The organism is Pseudomonas sp. FP2294 (assembly GCF_030687625.1).
Lineage (GTDB): Bacteria > Pseudomonadota > Gammaproteobacteria > Pseudomonadales > Pseudomonadaceae > Aquipseudomonas > Aquipseudomonas shahriarae.
On record NZ_CP117441.1, the window covers coordinates 4,076,557 to 4,093,295 of the forward strand.

The window sequence follows — 16,739 nt, forward strand, 5'->3', positions numbered from 1 at the left end:
TCTAAAGCACACCTTTCCCCTCCCGCCATTCGGGTCTACGCTTGTTCCGACAGTAGACCGGTGTTGAGCGGTCGCAGACCGACTTGCACGCGATGAGTCTGACATTCAAGCAAGGTGACAGGCGCAAAGGCTGACAGTTACCGGCTGTCACGCCATTGACCATTCGTCACTGCGCCAGCTTGTTTGCCCAGACCTGCGCGCAAGTGCCTGCACCCCTGCAAAATTCCTGTCCAACCCGTCAGCTTTTCATTTTTGATTTTGTCCTTACGCCAAACATGGAAAGGGCGCAGAATCTGGTTTGTAAAGCATTGACGCAGGTCAGCGTTACGTTGCAATGGCACCCCGCTTTCTCCATACTTGCGACCGATTTTTATCCTAATAAAACACCTAAACCGTGGAACCTTAGAATGAGCACAGCAATCAGTCCGACTGCTTATAACTATAAGGTAGTCCGCCAGTTCGCCATCATGACGGTGGTCTGGGGGATCCTTGGCATGGGGCTCGGTGTCTTCATCGCCTCGCAACTGGTCTGGCCGGAGTTGAACTTCGACCTGCCATGGACGACGTTTGGACGCCTACGCCCGCTGCACACCAACCTGGTGATCTTCGCCTTCGGCGGATGTGCACTGTTTGCCACTTCCTACTATGTCGTGCAGCGAACCTGCCAGACGCGACTGATTTCCGACGGTCTCGCCGCCTTCACCTTCTGGGGCTGGCAAGCGGTTATCGTGGGCGCCATCATCACCCTGCCAATGGGCTTCACCACCACCAAGGAATACGCGGAATTGGAATGGCCCCTTGCCATCCTTCTGGCGATCGTCTGGGTGACCTACGGCATCGTGTTCTTTGGCACCATCGTCAAGCGCAAGACCAAGCACATCTACGTTGGCAACTGGTTCTACGGCGCATTCATCGTCGTGACGGCGATGCTGCACATCGTCAACCACGCCTCGTTGCCGGTGAGTTTCTTCAAGTCCTACTCGGCCTACGCCGGTGCGACCGATGCGATGATCCAGTGGTGGTACGGCCACAACGCCGTAGGGTTCTTCCTGACCACGGGCTTTCTGGGGATGATGTACTACTTCGTGCCGAAACAGGCCGAGCGTCCGATCTACTCCTATCGCCTGTCCATCGTGCACTTCTGGGCACTGATCACCCTGTATATCTGGGCCGGTCCGCACCACCTGCACTACACCGCACTGCCGGATTGGGCACAGTCCCTGGGCATGGCCATGTCGATCATCCTGCTGGCTCCGAGCTGGGGCGGCATGATCAACGGCATGATGACCCTGTCGGGCGCCTGGCATAAGCTGCGCACCGACCCGATCCTGCGCTTTCTGGTGGTGTCGCTGGCGTTCTACGGCATGTCGACCTTCGAAGGCCCGATGATGGCCATCAAGACCGTCAACTCGCTGTCCCACTACACCGACTGGACCATCGGCCACGTACACGCCGGCGCTCTCGGCTGGGTAGCGATGATTTCCATCGGCGCGCTGTACCACATGATTCCCAAGCTGTATGGCCGGGCGCAGATGCACAGCACCAGCCTGATCAACACCCACTTCTGGCTGGCCACTATCGGCACCGTGCTCTACATCGCCTCGATGTGGGTCAACGGCATCACCCAGGGCCTGATGTGGCGTGCGATCAACGACGACGGCACCCTCACCTATTCCTTCGTCGAAGCGCTGCAAGCCAGCCATCCTGGTTTCATCGTCCGCGCCCTCGGTGGTGCGTTCTTTGCCAGCGGCATGCTGTTCATGGCCTACAACGTATGGCGCACCGTGCGTGCTTCCAACCCTGTAGAGGCTGAAGCCGCCACCAAGATCGCCGCCGTGGGAGCTCACTGATGAAGCACGAAGTAGTCGAGAAGAATATCGGCCTGCTGGCCTTCTTCATGGTCATCGCCGTGAGTATCGGCGGCCTGACCCAGATCGTTCCGCTGTTTTTCCAGGACGTGACCAACAAGCCGGTCGAAGGCATGAAGCCGCGTACCGCCCTTGAACTGGAAGGCCGCGATGTCTACATCGCCAATGGCTGCGTCGGCTGCCACTCGCAGATGATCCGCCCGTTCCGTGCTGAAACCGAACGCTACGGCCACTACTCGGTCGCCGGTGAAAGCGTGTGGGACCACCCGTTCCTGTGGGGTTCCAAGCGTACTGGTCCGGACCTGGCCCGTGTTGGCGGTCGTTACTCCGATGACTGGCAGCGTGCGCACTTGTACAACCCGCGCAACGTAGTGCCCGAATCGAAAATGCCGGCGTACCCGTTCCTCGTGGAAAACAAGCTCGACGGCAAAGACACCGCCAAGAAAATGGAAGTCTTGCGCACCCTCGGCGTGCCCTACACCGACGAAGACATCGCCGGTGCCCAGGCAGCCGTCAAGGGCAAGACCGAAATGGACGCGCTGGTGGCCTACCTGCAAGGCCTGGGCACCATCATCAAAAGCAAACGGTGATCTGAATGGATATCGGGATGATTCGAGGCCTGGGCACCGTTGTCGTGATGGTGGCCTTTATCGGTCTGGCGTTGTGGGTATTCAGCCCCAAGCGCAAGTCAGAGTTTGAAGACGCGACCTTGCTGCCTTTTGCGGATGATCCCGAAGCCATCAAGCACGTCGAGCAAGCTTCTAGGAGTAACAAAGAATGACTACGTTCTGGAGTCTGTACGTCACAGTCCTCAGTCTGGGTACCATTTTTGCCCTGACCTGGCTGCTGCTGTCGACCCGCAAGGGCCAGCGCGCCGAGCAAACGGACGAGACAGTTGGTCACTCGTTCGATGGCATCGAGGAATACGACAACCCACTGCCAAAGTGGTGGTTCATGCTGTTCGTCGGCACCATCGTGTTTGCCCTGGGTTACCTGGTGCTGTACCCGGGCCTGGGCAACTGGAAAGGCCTGCTGCCGGGCTATGCCTACCTCGATAATGACAAGCAAACCCCATTCGCCAACGGCCAGACCGGCTGGACCGGCGTGCACGAGTGGGAAAAGGAAATGGCACGCTCGGACGCCAAGTTTGGGCCGATCTTCGCCAAATTTGCGGCCATGCCCATTGAGGAAGTAGCCAAGGACCCGCAAGCCCTGAAGATGGGGGGCCGCCTGTTCGCCTCCAACTGCTCGGTCTGCCACGGCTCCGACGCCAAGGGTGCCTACGGCTTCCCCAACCTGACCGACGCCGACTGGCGCTGGGGCGGCGAGCCGGAGACCATCAAGGCCAGCATCATGGCCGGCCGCCATGCGGTGATGCCGGGCTGGTCTGAAGTCATCGGCGAACAAGGCGTGGCCGACGTGGCCGGCTTTGTGCTGACCAACCTCGATGGCCGCAAGCTGCCGGAAGGCGCCAAGGCCGACGTGGCCAACGGCGAGAAACTCTTCGCCGCCAACTGCGTGGCCTGCCACGGCCCGGCCGGTAAAGGTACGCCAGCGATGGGCGCACCTGACCTGACCCACCCGGGCGCGTTCATCTACGGTTCCAGCTTCGCCCAACTGCAGCAGACCATCCGTTACGGCCGCCAGGGCCAGATGCCTGCGCAGGAGCAACTGCAAGGTAACGACAAGGTGCACTTGCTGGCGGCGTATGTTTACAGCCTGTCGCACAAAGAGCAGCAAGAGCAGCAAGAACAGAAGTAAGCTGCAAGCCGCAAGAGAAAGCCCCGTATAGCGCATGCTGACGGGGCTTTTTTGTTTCCAGTGAAGCGCATCGACCGCTTGTAGCTTGCAACTGCGCCGTAGTAACGTAACTACATTCCCCCATCCCGCTGGGAGGCGCCCCATGACTATCACGACAATCTCCAGCCGCGAATTCAACCAAGACACAAGCGGTGCCAAAAAAGCCGCGCGCCAAGGACCGGTTTTTATTACCGACCGAGGCAAGCCTGCTCATGTGCTGCTAAGTATTGAGGACTACCAAAAATTGACAGGCATCAACGCCGATATTGTTGACCTGTTGGTGATGCCCGAAGCGGCGGATATCGAGTTTGAAACCGAACGTGCCGTGATTATCCATCGACCCGTGGACCTCTCTTGATGTATCTGCTCGATACCAATGTCATTTCCGAGTTACGCAAACCCCAAGCCGACAAAAATGTGGTGGCGTGGGCCAAAACCGTCGCTGCGCCACGCCTGTATATTTCGGCGATTACCTTGAAGGAACTGGAGACTGGGGTGCTGCGAATGGAACGCCGTGACCCCGCGCAGGGCAAGGTCTTGCGCACCTGGCTCAAACGCCATGTCATGCCGGCCTTCGATGCCAGGATCCTGCCAATTGACGCTGCCGTGGCCTTGCGCTGCGCCAGCCTGCATGTGCCAGATCGCGCTAACGAAGGTGATGCGCTGATCGCCGCAACCGCTCTGGTTCATGGCCTGACCGTGGTCACCCGCAATGTCGCCGACTTCCAAAGCAGCGGCGTGAAACTGATCAACCCGTGGGACGAATGACCTTCGAGCCCTGAAAAACCGTCCATACTCCTCCTGTCAATTGATTCAAGTCACGTACACCATCAATTGATTTCCCCCAACGCGACCAAAGGTCGCACCCGTTCACCCGTACTACAGGCGTATCATTGCGCCACTGCTAGACCCCTATTTTGACCCCGGTTGGCACGTACTGGCCGAGGCAAATCTCCACTGCCGTGGGATGCAATGATGAGCGATCAGATTCCGGTACACGACGTTACCCCGCCTGCCAAAAAAACCAGCAACACTGTCGATCTCTACGCCTCGCGGGAGAAAATCTACACTCGAGCCTTCACCGGGATGTTCCGCAATCTGCGGATGCTCGGCGGTGCCGGCCTGTTCCTGCTGTACTTCGGTACGGTATGGCTGAACTGGGGCGGACACCAGGCCGTCTGGTGGAACCTGCCAGAGCGCAAGTTCTTCATTTTCGGTGCGACATTCTGGCCCCAGGACTTCATCCTGCTGTCGGGCATCCTGATCATCTCGGCGTTCGGCCTGTTCTTTATCACCGTGTACGCCGGGCGTATCTGGTGCGGCTACACCTGCCCGCAAAGCGTGTGGACCTGGATCTACATGTGGTGCGAAAAGGTCACCGAAGGCGACCGCAACCAGCGGATCAAGCTGGACAAGGCGCCGATGAGCGCCAACAAGTTCCTGCGTAAACTCAGCAAGCACACGCTGTGGCTGCTGATCGGTTTTGTCACCGGCATGACCTTTGTCGGCTACTTCTCGCCGATTCGCGAACTGGTCTTCGAGTTCTTCACCGGCCAGGCCGATGGCTGGTCGTACTTCTGGGTTGGCTTCTTCACCCTCGCCACTTACGGCAACGCCGGCTGGCTGCGTGAGCAAGTGTGCATCTACATGTGTCCGTATGCGCGCTTCCAGAGCGTGATGTTCGACAAAGACACCCTGATCGTTTCCTATGACCCGCGTCGCGGCGAAGCCCGAGGCCCGCGCAAGAAAGGCGTGGACTACAAGGCCCTGGGCCTGGGGGATTGCATCGACTGCACCATGTGCGTACAGGTCTGCCCCACCGGGATCGACATCCGTGACGGCCTGCAGATTGAGTGCATTGGCTGCGCGGCCTGTATCGACGCTTGCGACACCATCATGGACAAGATGGACTACCCTCGTGGGTTGATCAGCTACACCACCGAACATAACCTGTCGGGGCAAAAGACCCACAAGTTGCGTCCGCGCCTGATCGGCTATGCGCTGGTGCTGCTGGCGATGATCACCCTGCTGGCCACGGCGTTCTTCATGCGTTCGCTGGTGGGTTTCGACGTCAGCAAGGACCGCGTGCTGTACCGCGAAAACGCCGAAGGGCGGATCGAGAACGTCTACAGCCTGAAAATCATGAACAAGGACCAGCGCGATCACACCTACGTGCTGGACGCCAGCGGCCTGCCGGACCTCAAGCTACAAGGCAAGCGCGAAATCAAGGTCGCCGCCGGGGAAATCTTCACCATGCCGGTGGAGCTGTCGAGCGCGCCGGAACAAATGCCATCGAGCACCAACGAGGTGAAATTCATCCTCAAGGATGCTGACGATGACAGCGTCCACGTTGAAGCCAAGAGCCGATTCATCGGCCCACAAATTCGTTAAAAGAGAGCAGAACAATGCCCGTAGCAACTGCCGCAAGCCCCTGGTACAAGCACCTCTGGCCCTGGATCATCATTGCCATCCTGGCCTGCTCGGTGACGTTGACCTTGTCCATGGTGACCATCGCGGTGAACAACCCGGACAACCTGGTCAACGACAACTACTACGAGGCCGGCAAAGGCATCAACCGCTCCCTGGACCGCGAATTGCTGGCCCAGACCCTGCAAATGCGCGCCACCCTGCACCTGGATGAACTGACCGGGGAAGTGGAGCTGTTTCTCACGGGCAACAGCGGGCCGACCACTCTGGAACTGAACCTGATTTCGCCGACCCAGCCGGAGAAAGACCGCAAGGTCGTGCTCACCCGCAGCCAGAGCGAGCCGGGGCGTTATATCGGCCAGGTGACTGACAAGGTCGAAGGCCGCCGCTTCGTCGAACTGCTGGGGGTCGAAGGCGACCGTACCTGGCGTATGTTTGAAGAGGAAGAAGTCAGCCATGGCACCGACTTGAAGTTGGGTGACGAGCCGTTGCAGGGTGCTGAAGACCTGAAGAACTGAAAACCTGCTCTTCGCGCATCGCGGACAAGCCTGCTCCTACAGATGGAGCAGGCTTGCCCGCGATGAGGCCCTCCCTGCCCACACAGATCCAAAGCCATGACCACCCCAACCCCCTGCTACCACTGCGCCCTCCCCGTCCCGCCCGGCAGCCGCTTCACCGCGGTGATCCTCGGCGAGCCCCGCGAGCTCTGCTGCCCGGGTTGCCAGGCGGTGGCCGAGGCAATTGTCGCGGGCGGGCTGGAAAGCTACTACCAGCACCGCAGTGAAGCCTCGGCCAACCCCGAAGCCTTGCCGGTGCAACTGGTCGACGAATTGGCGCTGTACGACCGCGCCGATGTGCAAAAGCCCTTCGTGCGCCACGACGGCGACCTGGCCGAAGCCACCCTGTTGATGGAAGGCATCAGTTGCGCCGCCTGTGGCTGGCTGATCGAAAAACACCTGCGCAGCCTGCCGGCCGTGGCCGAGGCGCGGCTGAACCTGTCCAACCATCGCCTGCATGTGCGCTGGGCCGACGCGCAATTGCCGTTGAGCCAGGTGCTCAGCGAGCTGCGCCAGATTGGCTACGCCGCTCACCCGTATCAGGCCGACCGCGCCGCCGAACAACTGGCCAGCGAAAACCGCCTGGCCCTGCGCCAACTCGGGGTCGCCGGCTTGCTGTGGTTCCAGGCGATGATGGCGACCATGGCCACCTGGCCGGAATTCAATATCGACCTGAGCCCCGAGCTGCACGTGATCCTGCGCTGGGTCGCGCTGTTTCTGACCACCCCCATTGTGTTCTACAGCTGCGCACCGTTTTTCAAGGGCGCCATGCGCGACCTGCGCACCCGCCACCTGACCATGGATGTCTCGGTGTCATTGGCCATTGGCGGCGCTTACCTGGCGGGCATCTGGACCGCCATCACGGGGGTGGGCGAGTTGTATTTCGATGCCGTAGGCATGTTCGCCCTGTTCCTGCTGGCCGGGCGCTACCTGGAGCGCCGCGCCCGAGAACGCACCGCCGCCGCCACTGCCCAACTGGTCAACCTGCTGCCGGCCTCGTGCCTGCGCCTCAAAGGCGATGGCCAGAGCGAACGCATCCTGCTCACCGAATTGGCCCTGGGCGACCGGGTGCTGGTGCATCCGGGTGCGATCCTGCCGGCTGACGGGGTGATCCTGGAGGGCCAGTCGAGCATTGATGAATCCCTGCTCACCGGCGAATACCTGCCACAACCGCGACAAGCCGGCGATAGCGTCACCGCCGGCACTCTCAACGTCGAAGGCGCGCTGACCGTGGAAGTGCGCGCCCTGGGCCATGACACCCGCTTGTCGGCCATCGTGCGCCTGCTGGAGCGGGCCCAGGCCGAAAAGCCACGCCTGGCCGAGATCGCCGACCGCGCCGCGCAATGGTTCCTGCTTTGCTCGCTGATCGCCGCCGCCGTGATTGGCCTGCTGTGGTGGGAACTGGACCCCTCGCGGGCGTTCTGGATTGTCCTGGCAATGCTGGTGGCGACTTGCCCATGCGCCTTGTCCCTGGCAACCCCCACCGCCTTGACTGCCGCCACCGGCACCCTGCACAAACTCGGCCTGTTGCTGACCCGAGGCCATGTGCTGGAAGGCTTGAACCAGATCGACACAGTGATTTTCGACAAGACCGGCACCCTCACCGAGGGCCGCCTGGCCCTGCGCGCCATCCGGCCACTGGGCAGCATAAGCAGCGACTTGGCCCTGGCCCTGGCCGCCGCCCTCGAAAACCGCTCCGAACACCCGATTGCCCGGGCCTTCGGCCGCGCCCCGCTGGCGGCTGATGAAGTGCTCAGCACCCCCGGCCTGGGGCTCGAAGGTCGGGTCGGTGAACGCCTGCTGCGGATCGGCCAGCCCGGTTTCGTCTGTGAATTAAGCGGCTGCGCGATACCCGATTCGCCGCAAGACGCTGGCCAATGGCTGCTGCTGGGCGATACTGGCGGCGCCCTGGCCTGGTTTGTCCTGGATGATCGCCTGCGCAGCGATGCGCCGGCACTGCTGGCCGCGTGCAAGGCGCGGGGCTGGCGCACCTTGCTGCTATCGGGCGACAGCTCGCCGATGGTCGCCAGCGTCGCCGCCGAATTGGGGATTGATGAAGCCCGTGGCGGCCTGCGCCCGGATGACAAGCTGCAAGTGCTGCAACAGTTGCACAAGGAAGGCCGCAAGGTGTTGATGCTCGGTGACGGCGTGAATGACGTGCCGGTATTGGCCGCGGCGGATATCAGCGTGGCCATGGGCTCGGCCACTGACCTGGCAAAAACCAGCGCCGACGCGGTGCTGCTGTCCAACCGCCTGGATGCCCTGGTGCAAGCGTTCAGCCTGGCGCGGCGTACGCGCCGGGTAATCATTGAAAACCTGCTGTGGGCCGGGCTGTACAATGGCCTGATGTTGCCGTTCGCCGCCCTCGGTTGGATCACGCCGATCTGGGCCGCGATCGGCATGTCCCTCAGTTCGTTGACCGTGGTGCTCAACGCCCTGCGCCTGACGCGCCTGCCGCGCGCCAGTGCCGCGAGCACCACCCCACAGCCCCGTCCGCTGCCGGCTTGAGCCGCGCGGGCATGGAGTAGCGATGCCAGCTCTTTACGTAATGATTCCTGCGGCGCTGCTGATCGTCGCCATCGCCATCTACATCTTCTTCTGGGCGGTGGACAGCGGCCAGTATGACGACCTCGACGGGCCGGCCCACAGCGTGCTGTTCGACGACCAGGATCCCAAGCACCTGGCCGCTGTCGACGAGGCCAGCAGCCACCCGCAGCCACCGGCCAAGCCTGACGAGCCGGCGCCGCCCCATGCTTGACCTCGCGCCGCTGCTGGTTTCCGCGCTGATCCTCGGCCTGCTGGGCGGCGGCCATTGCCTGGGGATGTGCGGTGGCCTGATGGGCGCATTGACCCTGGCCATCCCCCCGGAACAGCGCAGCCGGCGGTTTCGCCTGCTGCTGGCGTACAACCTGGGACGCATCCTCAGCTATGCCGCCGCCGGCGTATTGATCGGCCTGGCCGGCTGGGCCGTGGCCAACAGCCCGGCGGCGATGTTCATGCGCATCCTGGCCGGCCTGCTACTGATCAGCATGGGCTTGTACCTGGCCGGCTGGTGGAGCGGCCTGACCCGTATCGAAAGCCTCGGGCGCGGCCTGTGGCGGCATATCCAGCCGTTTGCCAACCGTTTGCTACCGGTGTCCAGCCTGCCTCGCGCCCTGCTGCTGGGCGCGCTGTGGGGCTGGTTGCCGTGCGGCCTGGTCTACAGCACCTTGTTGTGGGCGGCCAGCCAGGGCAACGCCGTGGACAGCGGGTTGCTGATGCTCGCTTTTGGCCTCGGCACCTGGCCGGTACTGCTCGCCACCGGGCTGGCGGCGGAGCGCGTCACCGCGCTGTTACGCAAGCGCAGTGTGCGCATGGCCGGCGGCCTGCTGGTGATTGTGTTCGGTATCTGGACCCTACCCGGGCCCCATCAGCACTGGCTGATGGGCCACTAAAAGGCCATGTGGCATAGCGCCGCTCCCCGTTGATACAAATCAAGATGACCGCCCAGCCATGCCCCTAGACTCGGCCCACTAGCCAATCCGGGGAACGCCCGCATGCTCGACGCCATTCGTTGGGACACTGATCTGATTCATCGCTACGACCTGGCAGGACCGCGCTACACCTCCTACCCCACCGCCGTACAATTCACCAGCCAGGTCGGCACCTTTGACCTGCTGCACGCCCTGCGCGACAGCCGCAAGGCCGTGCGCCCGCTGTCGCTGTATGTGCACGTGCCGTTCTGCGCGAACATCTGCTACTACTGCGCCTGCAACAAAGTCATTACCAAGGACCGCGGTCGCGCCCAGGCCTACCTGCAGCGCCTGGAGCAAGAGATTCAACTGGTGGCCTGCCACCTGGACCCCCACCAACAGGTGCAACAGCTGCATTTTGGCGGCGGCACCCCGACCTTTCTCAGCCACGACGAATTGCGCCAACTGATGGCGCAACTGCGCCAACACTTCAACCTGCTGGATGACGATTCCGGCGACTACGGCATTGAGATCGACCCACGGGAAGCCGACTGGGCCACCATGGGCCTGTTGCGTGAACTGGGCTTTAACCGTGTGAGCATCGGCGTGCAGGACCTGGACCCCGAGGTGCAACGGGCGGTCAATCGCCTGCAAAGCCTGGAAGAGACCCGCGCGGTGATTGACGCCGCGCGCACCCTGCAGTTTCGCTCGATCAACATTGACCTGATCTACGGCCTGCCCAAGCAGACCCCCGAGCATTTCGCCCACACGGTGGCCGAAGTCATCAGCCTGCAACCCGACCGCCTGTCCGTATTCAACTATGCCCACCTGCCGGAACGCTTCCTGCCCCAGCGACGGATCAACAGCGAAGACCTGCCGGCTCCCGCCGTCAAGTTGCAGATGCTGCAGGAAACCATCGAGCAGCTGACAGCCGCCGGCTACACCTACATCGGCATGGACCACTTCGCCCTGCCCGACGACGAACTGGCCATCGCCCAGGAAGAGGGCACCCTGCAACGCAATTTCCAGGGCTACACCACCCACGGTCATTGCGATTTGATCGGGCTCGGCGTTTCGGCCATCAGTCAGATTGGTGACTTGTACTGCCAGAACAGCAGCGACCTGAGTCATTACCAGAATGCCCTGGCCGGCGCGCAACTGGCCACCAGTCGCGGCCTGCTGTGCAAGGCGGACGATCGTTTACGAGGGGCGGTGATCCAACAGCTGATCTGTCACTTCAGCCTGGACTTCGACAGCATCGAGCAGGCCTTCACCGTGGATTTTCGCGGTTATTTCGCCGAGCTCTGGCCGCAACTCGAAGTAATGGCCGGAGACGGCCTGATCGAACTCAACGCCAAGGGAATCCGGGTGCTGCCAGCCGGGCGCCTGTTGGTGCGCTCGGTGTGCATGGTGTTCGATGCCTATCTGGAGCAACAGAATAGGCAGCGCTTTTCACGGGTGATCTGAGCCGGGTTACTTGGCCATCAACGAGGCGGCCTTCACCGCGTCTTCGGCGCTCAGGTTCTTCATCGCTTCGCTCAACGACGCATAGGCGCCGGTCAGCGAGGCTTGCAAGCCGCCCAGCGCCGATTGCACGCCGCTCAGTTTCGCCAGGACCTGCTCCGGGCTGAGGCGCTTGTCGGACATGATCGCCGACATCTCTGCCATCTTTTCCGCGATCTGCTGCTTCAACTGGCGAATCATTTTCAGCAGTTTCTGCACGTTCTCGTCCAGCCCGCTTTCTTCGATATCATCGTTGGCCGTCTTCTCGGCGCTGGCAGCCTTCAGCGACGCACCGGAAAAGGTCACGCTCACGCCTTCGGCAGGCTGGGTTTCACCCAGCGCCGTTGATTCGGTACCGGCGCCCACGGTGCTGGTTTTTTTCGGTTCAAGCAGCGTCGGCACAGTGGTGCGGGACGGAAGATTGCCGTCGATGGAAAGCATATCGTGAGCCTCCAAGCTCTTGGTCGTTAGCAGTTCATCGGCCACCGGGTAAAAATCTTTATATCTCTGCCGGTTTTTTGTACAGGCTGGCTTGATAGTCCCTCAGTGCGGTACCCTTACGTCTTATGTGTGTTTTCCCACAAGGATTTAAGAAATGTCCGAGCCAGTTAAACTGCGCGCTCATAGCCAGGCTCACTGCAAGGATTGCAGCCTGGCTCCCCTCTGCTTGCCACTTTCGCTGAATCTGGAAGACATGGATGCGCTGGACGAAATCGTTAAACGTGGTCGCCCACTGAAGAAAGGCGAGTTTCTGTTTCGCCAGGGCGACAAGTTCGATTCCGTCTATGCAGTACGCTCGGGCGCCTTGAAGACGTTCAGCCTGAGCGATAGTGGCGAAGAGCAAATCACCGGTTTCCACCTGCCCAGCGAGCTGGTCGGCCTATCGGGCATGGACACCGAGATCCACCCGGTGTCGGCCCAGGCCCTGGAAACCACGTCGGTGTGCGAGATTCCCTTCGAACGCCTGGATGAACTGGCCCTGCAATTGCCGCAGTTGCGCCGCCAGTTGATGCGAGTGATGAGCCGGGAAATCCGGGACGACCAGCAAATGATGCTGTTGCTGTCGAAGAAAACCGCCGACGAACGGATTGCCACCTTCCTGGTCAACCTGTCGGCGCGCTTCCGCGCCCGTGGTTTCTCGGCCAATCAGTTCCGCCTGAGCATGTCGCGCAACGAAATCGGCAATTACCTGGGCCTGGCGGTAGAAACCGTGTCCCGGGTGTTCACGCGCTTCCAGCAGAATGAACTGATTGCCGCCGAGGGCAAGGAAGTGCACATCCTCGACCCGATCCAGCTCTGCGCGCTGGCCGGCGGCTCCCTCGACGGCTGATCGGCGCACGAGGGGCGCGACACTTGTGGCCAAGCCAACCGGCGAGGCCGCAGGTATACTGCTGGGTCTTTGCGCCCAGGACTCCCGACGATGACTTTCGACGCCTTCGACATCAAATCCCTGATTCGCCCCGTCATCGACTTCCCCAAGCCTGGGGTGATCTTTCGTGATATCACGCCGCTGTTCCAGTCGCCCAAGGCCATGCGCCTGGTGGCCGACACCTTTATCCACCGCTACGTCGAAGCCGAGTTCAGCCATATCGGCGCGATGGACGCCCGAGGCTTTTTGATCGGTTCGGTGATTGCCTACCAACTGAACAAGCCGCTGATCCTGTTCCGCAAGCAAGGCAAGCTGCCAGCGGACGTGCTGTCCGAGGGCTATCAGACCGAATATGGCGAAGCCTTCCTCGAAGTGCACGCCGACAGCCTGTGTGAAGGGGATTCGGTGTTGATGTTCGATGACTTGATCGCCACCGGTGGCACCTTGATTGCTGCAGCAAACCTGACGCGGCGCATGGGCGCGCGGATTTTTGAGGCGGCGGCGATTATTGACCTGCCGGAGTTGGGCGGCTCGCAGCGTCTGGAGGATATGGGGATCCCTACGTTCTGTTTGACGCAGTTTGGGTTGACTGAGCGGTAATTTGCGCGGGTCTTGTGGGCTTCATCGCGGGCAAGCCCACATTTTGATTTGCGAACCCATTCAAAGGTGGGAGCCCCCTCAATCACAAGCCCATCTGCTTACTGATGATTTCATTCATCACCTCCCGGGTCCCGCCGCCAATCGACAAAATCCGATTGTCGCGGTATAGCCGCTCCACCAGGCTGCCGCGCATATAGCCCAGGCCACCCAGGATCTGCACCGCGTCATACGTCACGCGGTCGGCGGTGTCGGTGGCCAGGTTCTTGGCCATGGAGATCTCCTTGATCACGCTCTTGCCCGCCGCCATCTTCGCCGCCTGGCGGTAAGTGAACTCGCGGGAAACCTCGACCGCCGTGGCCATCTCCGCCAGGCGGTGCTTGAGCACCTGGAACTTGCCAATCGGCTTGCCAAAGGCCTGCCGCTGCGCAGCCCACTTCAGGCTCTCTTCCAGGGCCATCTGCGCGGTCATATTGGCCATTAATGCCAGGGCCAGGCGCTCGCTCTGGAAGTTGCCCATGATGCAGGCAAAGCCCATGTTTTCGCCGCCGATCAGATTACCCACCGGCACCTGACAATCATCGAAGAACAGCTCGGCAGTGTCCGACGCCCACCAGCCCATCTTCTTCAGCGGCTGGCCGACGGTGAAGCCAGGCGTGTCTTTCTCGATCAATAACAGGCTGATGCCGGCAAAGCCAGGCCCGCCGGTACGCACGGCGACGGTGTAGTAGTCGGCGCGTGCGCCACTGGTGATAAAAGTCTTGCTGCCACTGACCCGATAACAATCGCCATCGCGCACCGCACGGGTTTGCAGGCTGGCCACGTCGGAGCCGCCACCGGGCTCGGTGACGGCCAGGGCCATGATCTTCTCACCGGACAGCACCTGCGGGGCCACGCGCTCGCGCACTGCGGGGCGCGCCCATTTGACGACGGGCGGCAGGCCGATATCCAGCGAGCCCAGCCCCGCCACTACACCACCGGAGCCACAACGCATCAGCTCTTCGCTGGCGGCGACCTTGGCGAACAGGTCGCCCTCATGGCTGCCGCCCAGGGCTTCAGGGTAGCCAATGCCGAGAATCCCCGCCGCGCCGGCCTTGAGGTACAGCTCGCGGGGGAAGTGTTCGGCCTCCTCCCATTGCTCGATGCCCGGCAGAATCTCGCGCTCGACAAAACGGCGCACGCTGTCGCGGACCAATTGGTGACTGGGGTCGAAATATTCCTGGTAGGCAGACATCGGCAAGCTCCATGCAGAGATGGAGCGAACTTACCAAGCGCTTGCTTGGTTATCAAGCCGAACGCAGAACCCATGCAGGAGCTGGCTTGCCTGCGATGCAGGCACTGCGGTGTATCAGGAGGACCGAGGCGATGCCATCACAGGCAAGCCAGCTCCCACACAAGCCAGCGTGCCAGAGGATATTGGGCTTAGAGCGCGATAGGTTTACGCCCGGCAAACGAGTGCGCCAGGGTGCCGCCGTCCACCAGTTCCAGCTCGCCACCCAACGGCACGCCATGGGCGATGCGCGAGGTGATCAAGCCTTTGTTGGTCAGCAGTTGGGCGATGTAATGCGCCGTGGCTTCCCCTTCCACCGTCGGGTTGGTGGCCAGAATCACCTCGGTAAAGGTGCCCTGCCCTTCAATGCGCGCCACCAACTGCGGGATACCAATGGCTTCCGGCCCCAGGCCGTCGAGCGGCGACAGGTGGCCCTTGAGCACGAAGTAGCGCCCGCGATAGCCGGTCTGCTCCACCGCGTAGACGTCCATCGGCCCTTCGACCACGCACAGCAGCGTGTCGTCGCGACGGGGGTCGGCGCATTGCGGGCACAGTTCTTCTTCGGTGAGGGTGCGGCACTGGCGGCAATGGCCCACACCGTCCATGGCCTGGCTCAAGGCCTGGGCCAGTCGCGAGCCACCGCTGCGGTCACGCTCCAGCAGTTGCAGCGCCATGCGCTGGGCGGTTTTCTGGCCCACGCCCGGCAAGGTGCGCAGGGCGTCGATCAGTTGACGAATCAGAGGGCTGAAGCTCATGGGGCAAAGGTCCGACAAAACAACGAGACGCGGTTTATACCCGCGCCTCGGATAAGCGTCAAATACGCACGACCAACTTGCCGAAGTTGCGCCCTTCCAACAGGCCGATAAAGGCCTCGGGAGCCTGCTCCAGACCATCGACCACGTCTTCGCGGAACTTGACCTTGCCGTCCCGCACCCAGGGCGCCATGGCGCTGATAAATTCCGGGTGGCGGTCGCCATAGTCGTCGAACACGATAAACCCCTGGATACGCACGCGCTTGGTCAACAGGGTGCGTTGCAGCGCTGGCAGGCGATCAGGGCCGGTGGGCGCCTCATGGGCGTTGTAGCCGGCAATCAGGCCACACAGGGGGATCCGTGCCTTGGGATTGAGCAAGGGCAGCACAGCGTCGAAGACCTTGCCGCCGACGTTTTCATAATAGATATCCACCCCTTTGTCGCAGGCCTGGGCCAGCTCTTCGGCAAAGTCCGCGCTCTTGTGGTCGATGCACGCGTCAAACCCCAGCTCCTCCACCACATAACGGCACTTGTCCGCACCGCCGGCCACGCCGACCACCCGCAGGCCCTTGAGCTTGGCCACCTGGCCGACCACCGAGCCCACCGCACCGGAGGCCGCCGCCACCACCAGGGTTTCCCCGGCCTTGGGTTGGCCGATATCCATCAGGCCCATGTAGGCCGTCATGCCGGGCATGCCCAGCACACCCAGGGCCATGGACGGGCTCGGCAAGCCCTTGGGCACCGGCATCAGGTTGCGTCCGTCGCTGATGCTATGGCTTTGCCAGCCGGTGGCGCCGACCACCACGTCGCCCACCTCGAACTTGGGGTTGCGCGACTGCTCGATGCGGCTCACAGCACCGCCAGTCATCACCTCGCCGATTTCTACCGGCGCGGCGTAGGACGGCGCGTCACTCATGCGCCCACGCATATAGGGGTCAAGGGACAGGAACAGGGTCTTGAGCAGAACCTGGCCGTCTGCCAGGTCTGGCAGCGCCACGCGCTCCAGGCGGAAGTTTTCCGGCACGGGCGCACCCTGCGGGCGGGATACCAGGACGATGCGCTGGTTAAGGGTCATGGCTTCGGTCATCAGCGGGGCTCCTTTATATCGGTGATTGAATTCAGCGGTATAGAGTGCAGACAGCCA

General features: G+C 61.9%; 18 protein-coding genes. 14 read left to right on the forward strand and 4 right to left on the reverse strand.

Features of this window, described 5'->3' with window-relative positions; genetic code table 11:
• Window positions 1-407 precede the first annotated feature (407 nt).
• The 12 genes from ccoN to hemN all read left to right on the forward strand — a co-directional run bounded on the left by ccoN (window position 408) and on the right by hemN (window position 11,571).
• On the forward strand, window positions 408-1,850 hold the full coding sequence (gene ccoN / locus PSH73_RS18130; protein WP_057960314.1) for a cytochrome-c oxidase, cbb3-type subunit I: 1,443 nt from the start codon (window positions 408-410) through the stop codon (window positions 1,848-1,850).
• A complete protein-coding gene (ccoO, locus tag PSH73_RS18135; protein WP_029300047.1) occupies window positions 1,850-2,458 on the forward strand; it encodes a cytochrome-c oxidase, cbb3-type subunit II in 609 nt (202 codons plus the stop codon). Before ccoN ends, ccoO begins: the two co-directional genes overlap by 1 nt.
• A gap of 5 nt (window positions 2,459-2,463) precedes the next feature.
• Window positions 2,464-2,649, forward strand: a complete 186-nt coding sequence (locus PSH73_RS18140) for a CcoQ/FixQ family Cbb3-type cytochrome c oxidase assembly chaperone (protein ID WP_003175465.1) — start codon at window positions 2,464-2,466, stop codon at window positions 2,647-2,649.
• The gene (gene ccoP, locus PSH73_RS18145; RefSeq protein ID WP_186625609.1) at window positions 2,646-3,629 is read left to right on the forward strand and encodes a cytochrome-c oxidase, cbb3-type subunit III; all 984 of its coding nucleotides are present in this window, start codon (window positions 2,646-2,648) and stop codon (window positions 3,627-3,629) included. Before PSH73_RS18140 ends, ccoP begins: the two co-directional genes overlap by 4 nt.
• A gap of 142 nt (window positions 3,630-3,771) precedes the next feature.
• The gene (locus tag PSH73_RS18150; RefSeq protein ID WP_029300038.1) at window positions 3,772-4,026 is read left to right on the forward strand and encodes a type II toxin-antitoxin system Phd/YefM family antitoxin; all 255 of its coding nucleotides are present in this window, start codon (window positions 3,772-3,774) and stop codon (window positions 4,024-4,026) included.
• Window positions 4,026-4,436, forward strand: coding sequence for a type II toxin-antitoxin system VapC family toxin (locus PSH73_RS18155; protein ID WP_057960316.1), 411 nt, complete (start codon window positions 4,026-4,028; stop codon window positions 4,434-4,436). The genes PSH73_RS18150 and PSH73_RS18155 overlap by 1 nt, the downstream gene beginning before the upstream one ends.
• Before the next feature lie 207 nt (window positions 4,437-4,643).
• The gene (gene ccoG, locus PSH73_RS18160) at window positions 4,644-6,059 is read left to right on the forward strand and encodes a cytochrome c oxidase accessory protein CcoG (RefSeq protein WP_057960317.1); all 1,416 of its coding nucleotides are present in this window, start codon (window positions 4,644-4,646) and stop codon (window positions 6,057-6,059) included.
• A 14-nt stretch (window positions 6,060-6,073) separates the two neighbouring features.
• Window positions 6,074-6,613 carry a FixH family protein gene (locus PSH73_RS18165; protein ID WP_057960318.1) on the forward strand — a complete coding sequence of 180 codons (540 nt, stop codon included), beginning with the start codon at window positions 6,074-6,076 and terminating at the stop codon, window positions 6,611-6,613.
• A gap of 96 nt (window positions 6,614-6,709) precedes the next feature.
• Complete coding sequence (locus PSH73_RS18170) at window positions 6,710-9,160, forward strand: heavy metal translocating P-type ATPase (protein WP_120733826.1); 2,451 nt, start codon at window positions 6,710-6,712, stop codon at window positions 9,158-9,160.
• A 22-nt stretch (window positions 9,161-9,182) separates the two neighbouring features.
• Window positions 9,183-9,410, forward strand: coding sequence for a cbb3-type cytochrome oxidase assembly protein CcoS (ccoS, locus tag PSH73_RS18175; RefSeq protein WP_057960320.1), 228 nt, complete (start codon window positions 9,183-9,185; stop codon window positions 9,408-9,410).
• Complete coding sequence (locus tag PSH73_RS18180; protein WP_057439492.1) at window positions 9,403-10,086, forward strand: sulfite exporter TauE/SafE family protein; 684 nt, start codon at window positions 9,403-9,405, stop codon at window positions 10,084-10,086. The genes ccoS and PSH73_RS18180 overlap by 8 nt, the downstream gene beginning before the upstream one ends.
• Window positions 10,087-10,188: 102 nt before the next feature.
• Window positions 10,189-11,571, forward strand: coding sequence for an oxygen-independent coproporphyrinogen III oxidase (gene hemN, locus PSH73_RS18185; RefSeq protein ID WP_057960321.1), 1,383 nt, complete (start codon window positions 10,189-10,191; stop codon window positions 11,569-11,571).
• Between the two features lie 6 nt (window positions 11,572-11,577).
• Here hemN and PSH73_RS18190 read toward each other — a convergent pair whose 3' ends face one another.
• Window positions 11,578-12,048, reverse strand: a complete 471-nt coding sequence (locus tag PSH73_RS18190; protein WP_057960322.1) for a hypothetical protein — start codon at window positions 12,046-12,048, stop codon at window positions 11,578-11,580.
• Between the two features lie 154 nt (window positions 12,049-12,202).
• Here PSH73_RS18190 and fnr point away from each other — a divergent pair, with 154 nt between their 5' ends.
• Entirely contained in the window at window positions 12,203-12,937 is a 735-nt protein-coding gene (gene fnr / locus PSH73_RS18195) for a fumarate/nitrate reduction transcriptional regulator Fnr (RefSeq protein WP_032863348.1), read from the forward strand.
• A 90-nt stretch (window positions 12,938-13,027) separates the two neighbouring features.
• Window positions 13,028-13,576 carry an adenine phosphoribosyltransferase gene (locus tag PSH73_RS18200; RefSeq protein WP_057439496.1) on the forward strand — a complete coding sequence of 183 codons (549 nt, stop codon included), beginning with the start codon at window positions 13,028-13,030 and terminating at the stop codon, window positions 13,574-13,576.
• An 82-nt stretch (window positions 13,577-13,658) separates the two neighbouring features.
• Here PSH73_RS18200 and PSH73_RS18205 read toward each other — a convergent pair whose 3' ends face one another.
• From PSH73_RS18205 to PSH73_RS18215, 3 genes are all read right to left on the reverse strand, one after another.
• Entirely contained in the window at window positions 13,659-14,807 is a 1,149-nt protein-coding gene (locus tag PSH73_RS18205) for an acyl-CoA dehydrogenase family protein (protein WP_057439497.1), read from the reverse strand.
• Between the two features lie 188 nt (window positions 14,808-14,995).
• Window positions 14,996-15,598 (reverse strand): recombination mediator RecR, encoded by a 603-nt coding sequence (gene recR, locus PSH73_RS18210; RefSeq protein ID WP_057439498.1) that lies wholly within the window; start codon window positions 15,596-15,598, stop codon window positions 14,996-14,998.
• Between the two features lie 58 nt (window positions 15,599-15,656).
• A complete protein-coding gene (locus PSH73_RS18215; protein WP_271043570.1) occupies window positions 15,657-16,682 on the reverse strand; it encodes an NADP-dependent oxidoreductase in 1,026 nt (341 codons plus the stop codon).
• Window positions 16,683-16,739 lie beyond the last annotated feature (57 nt).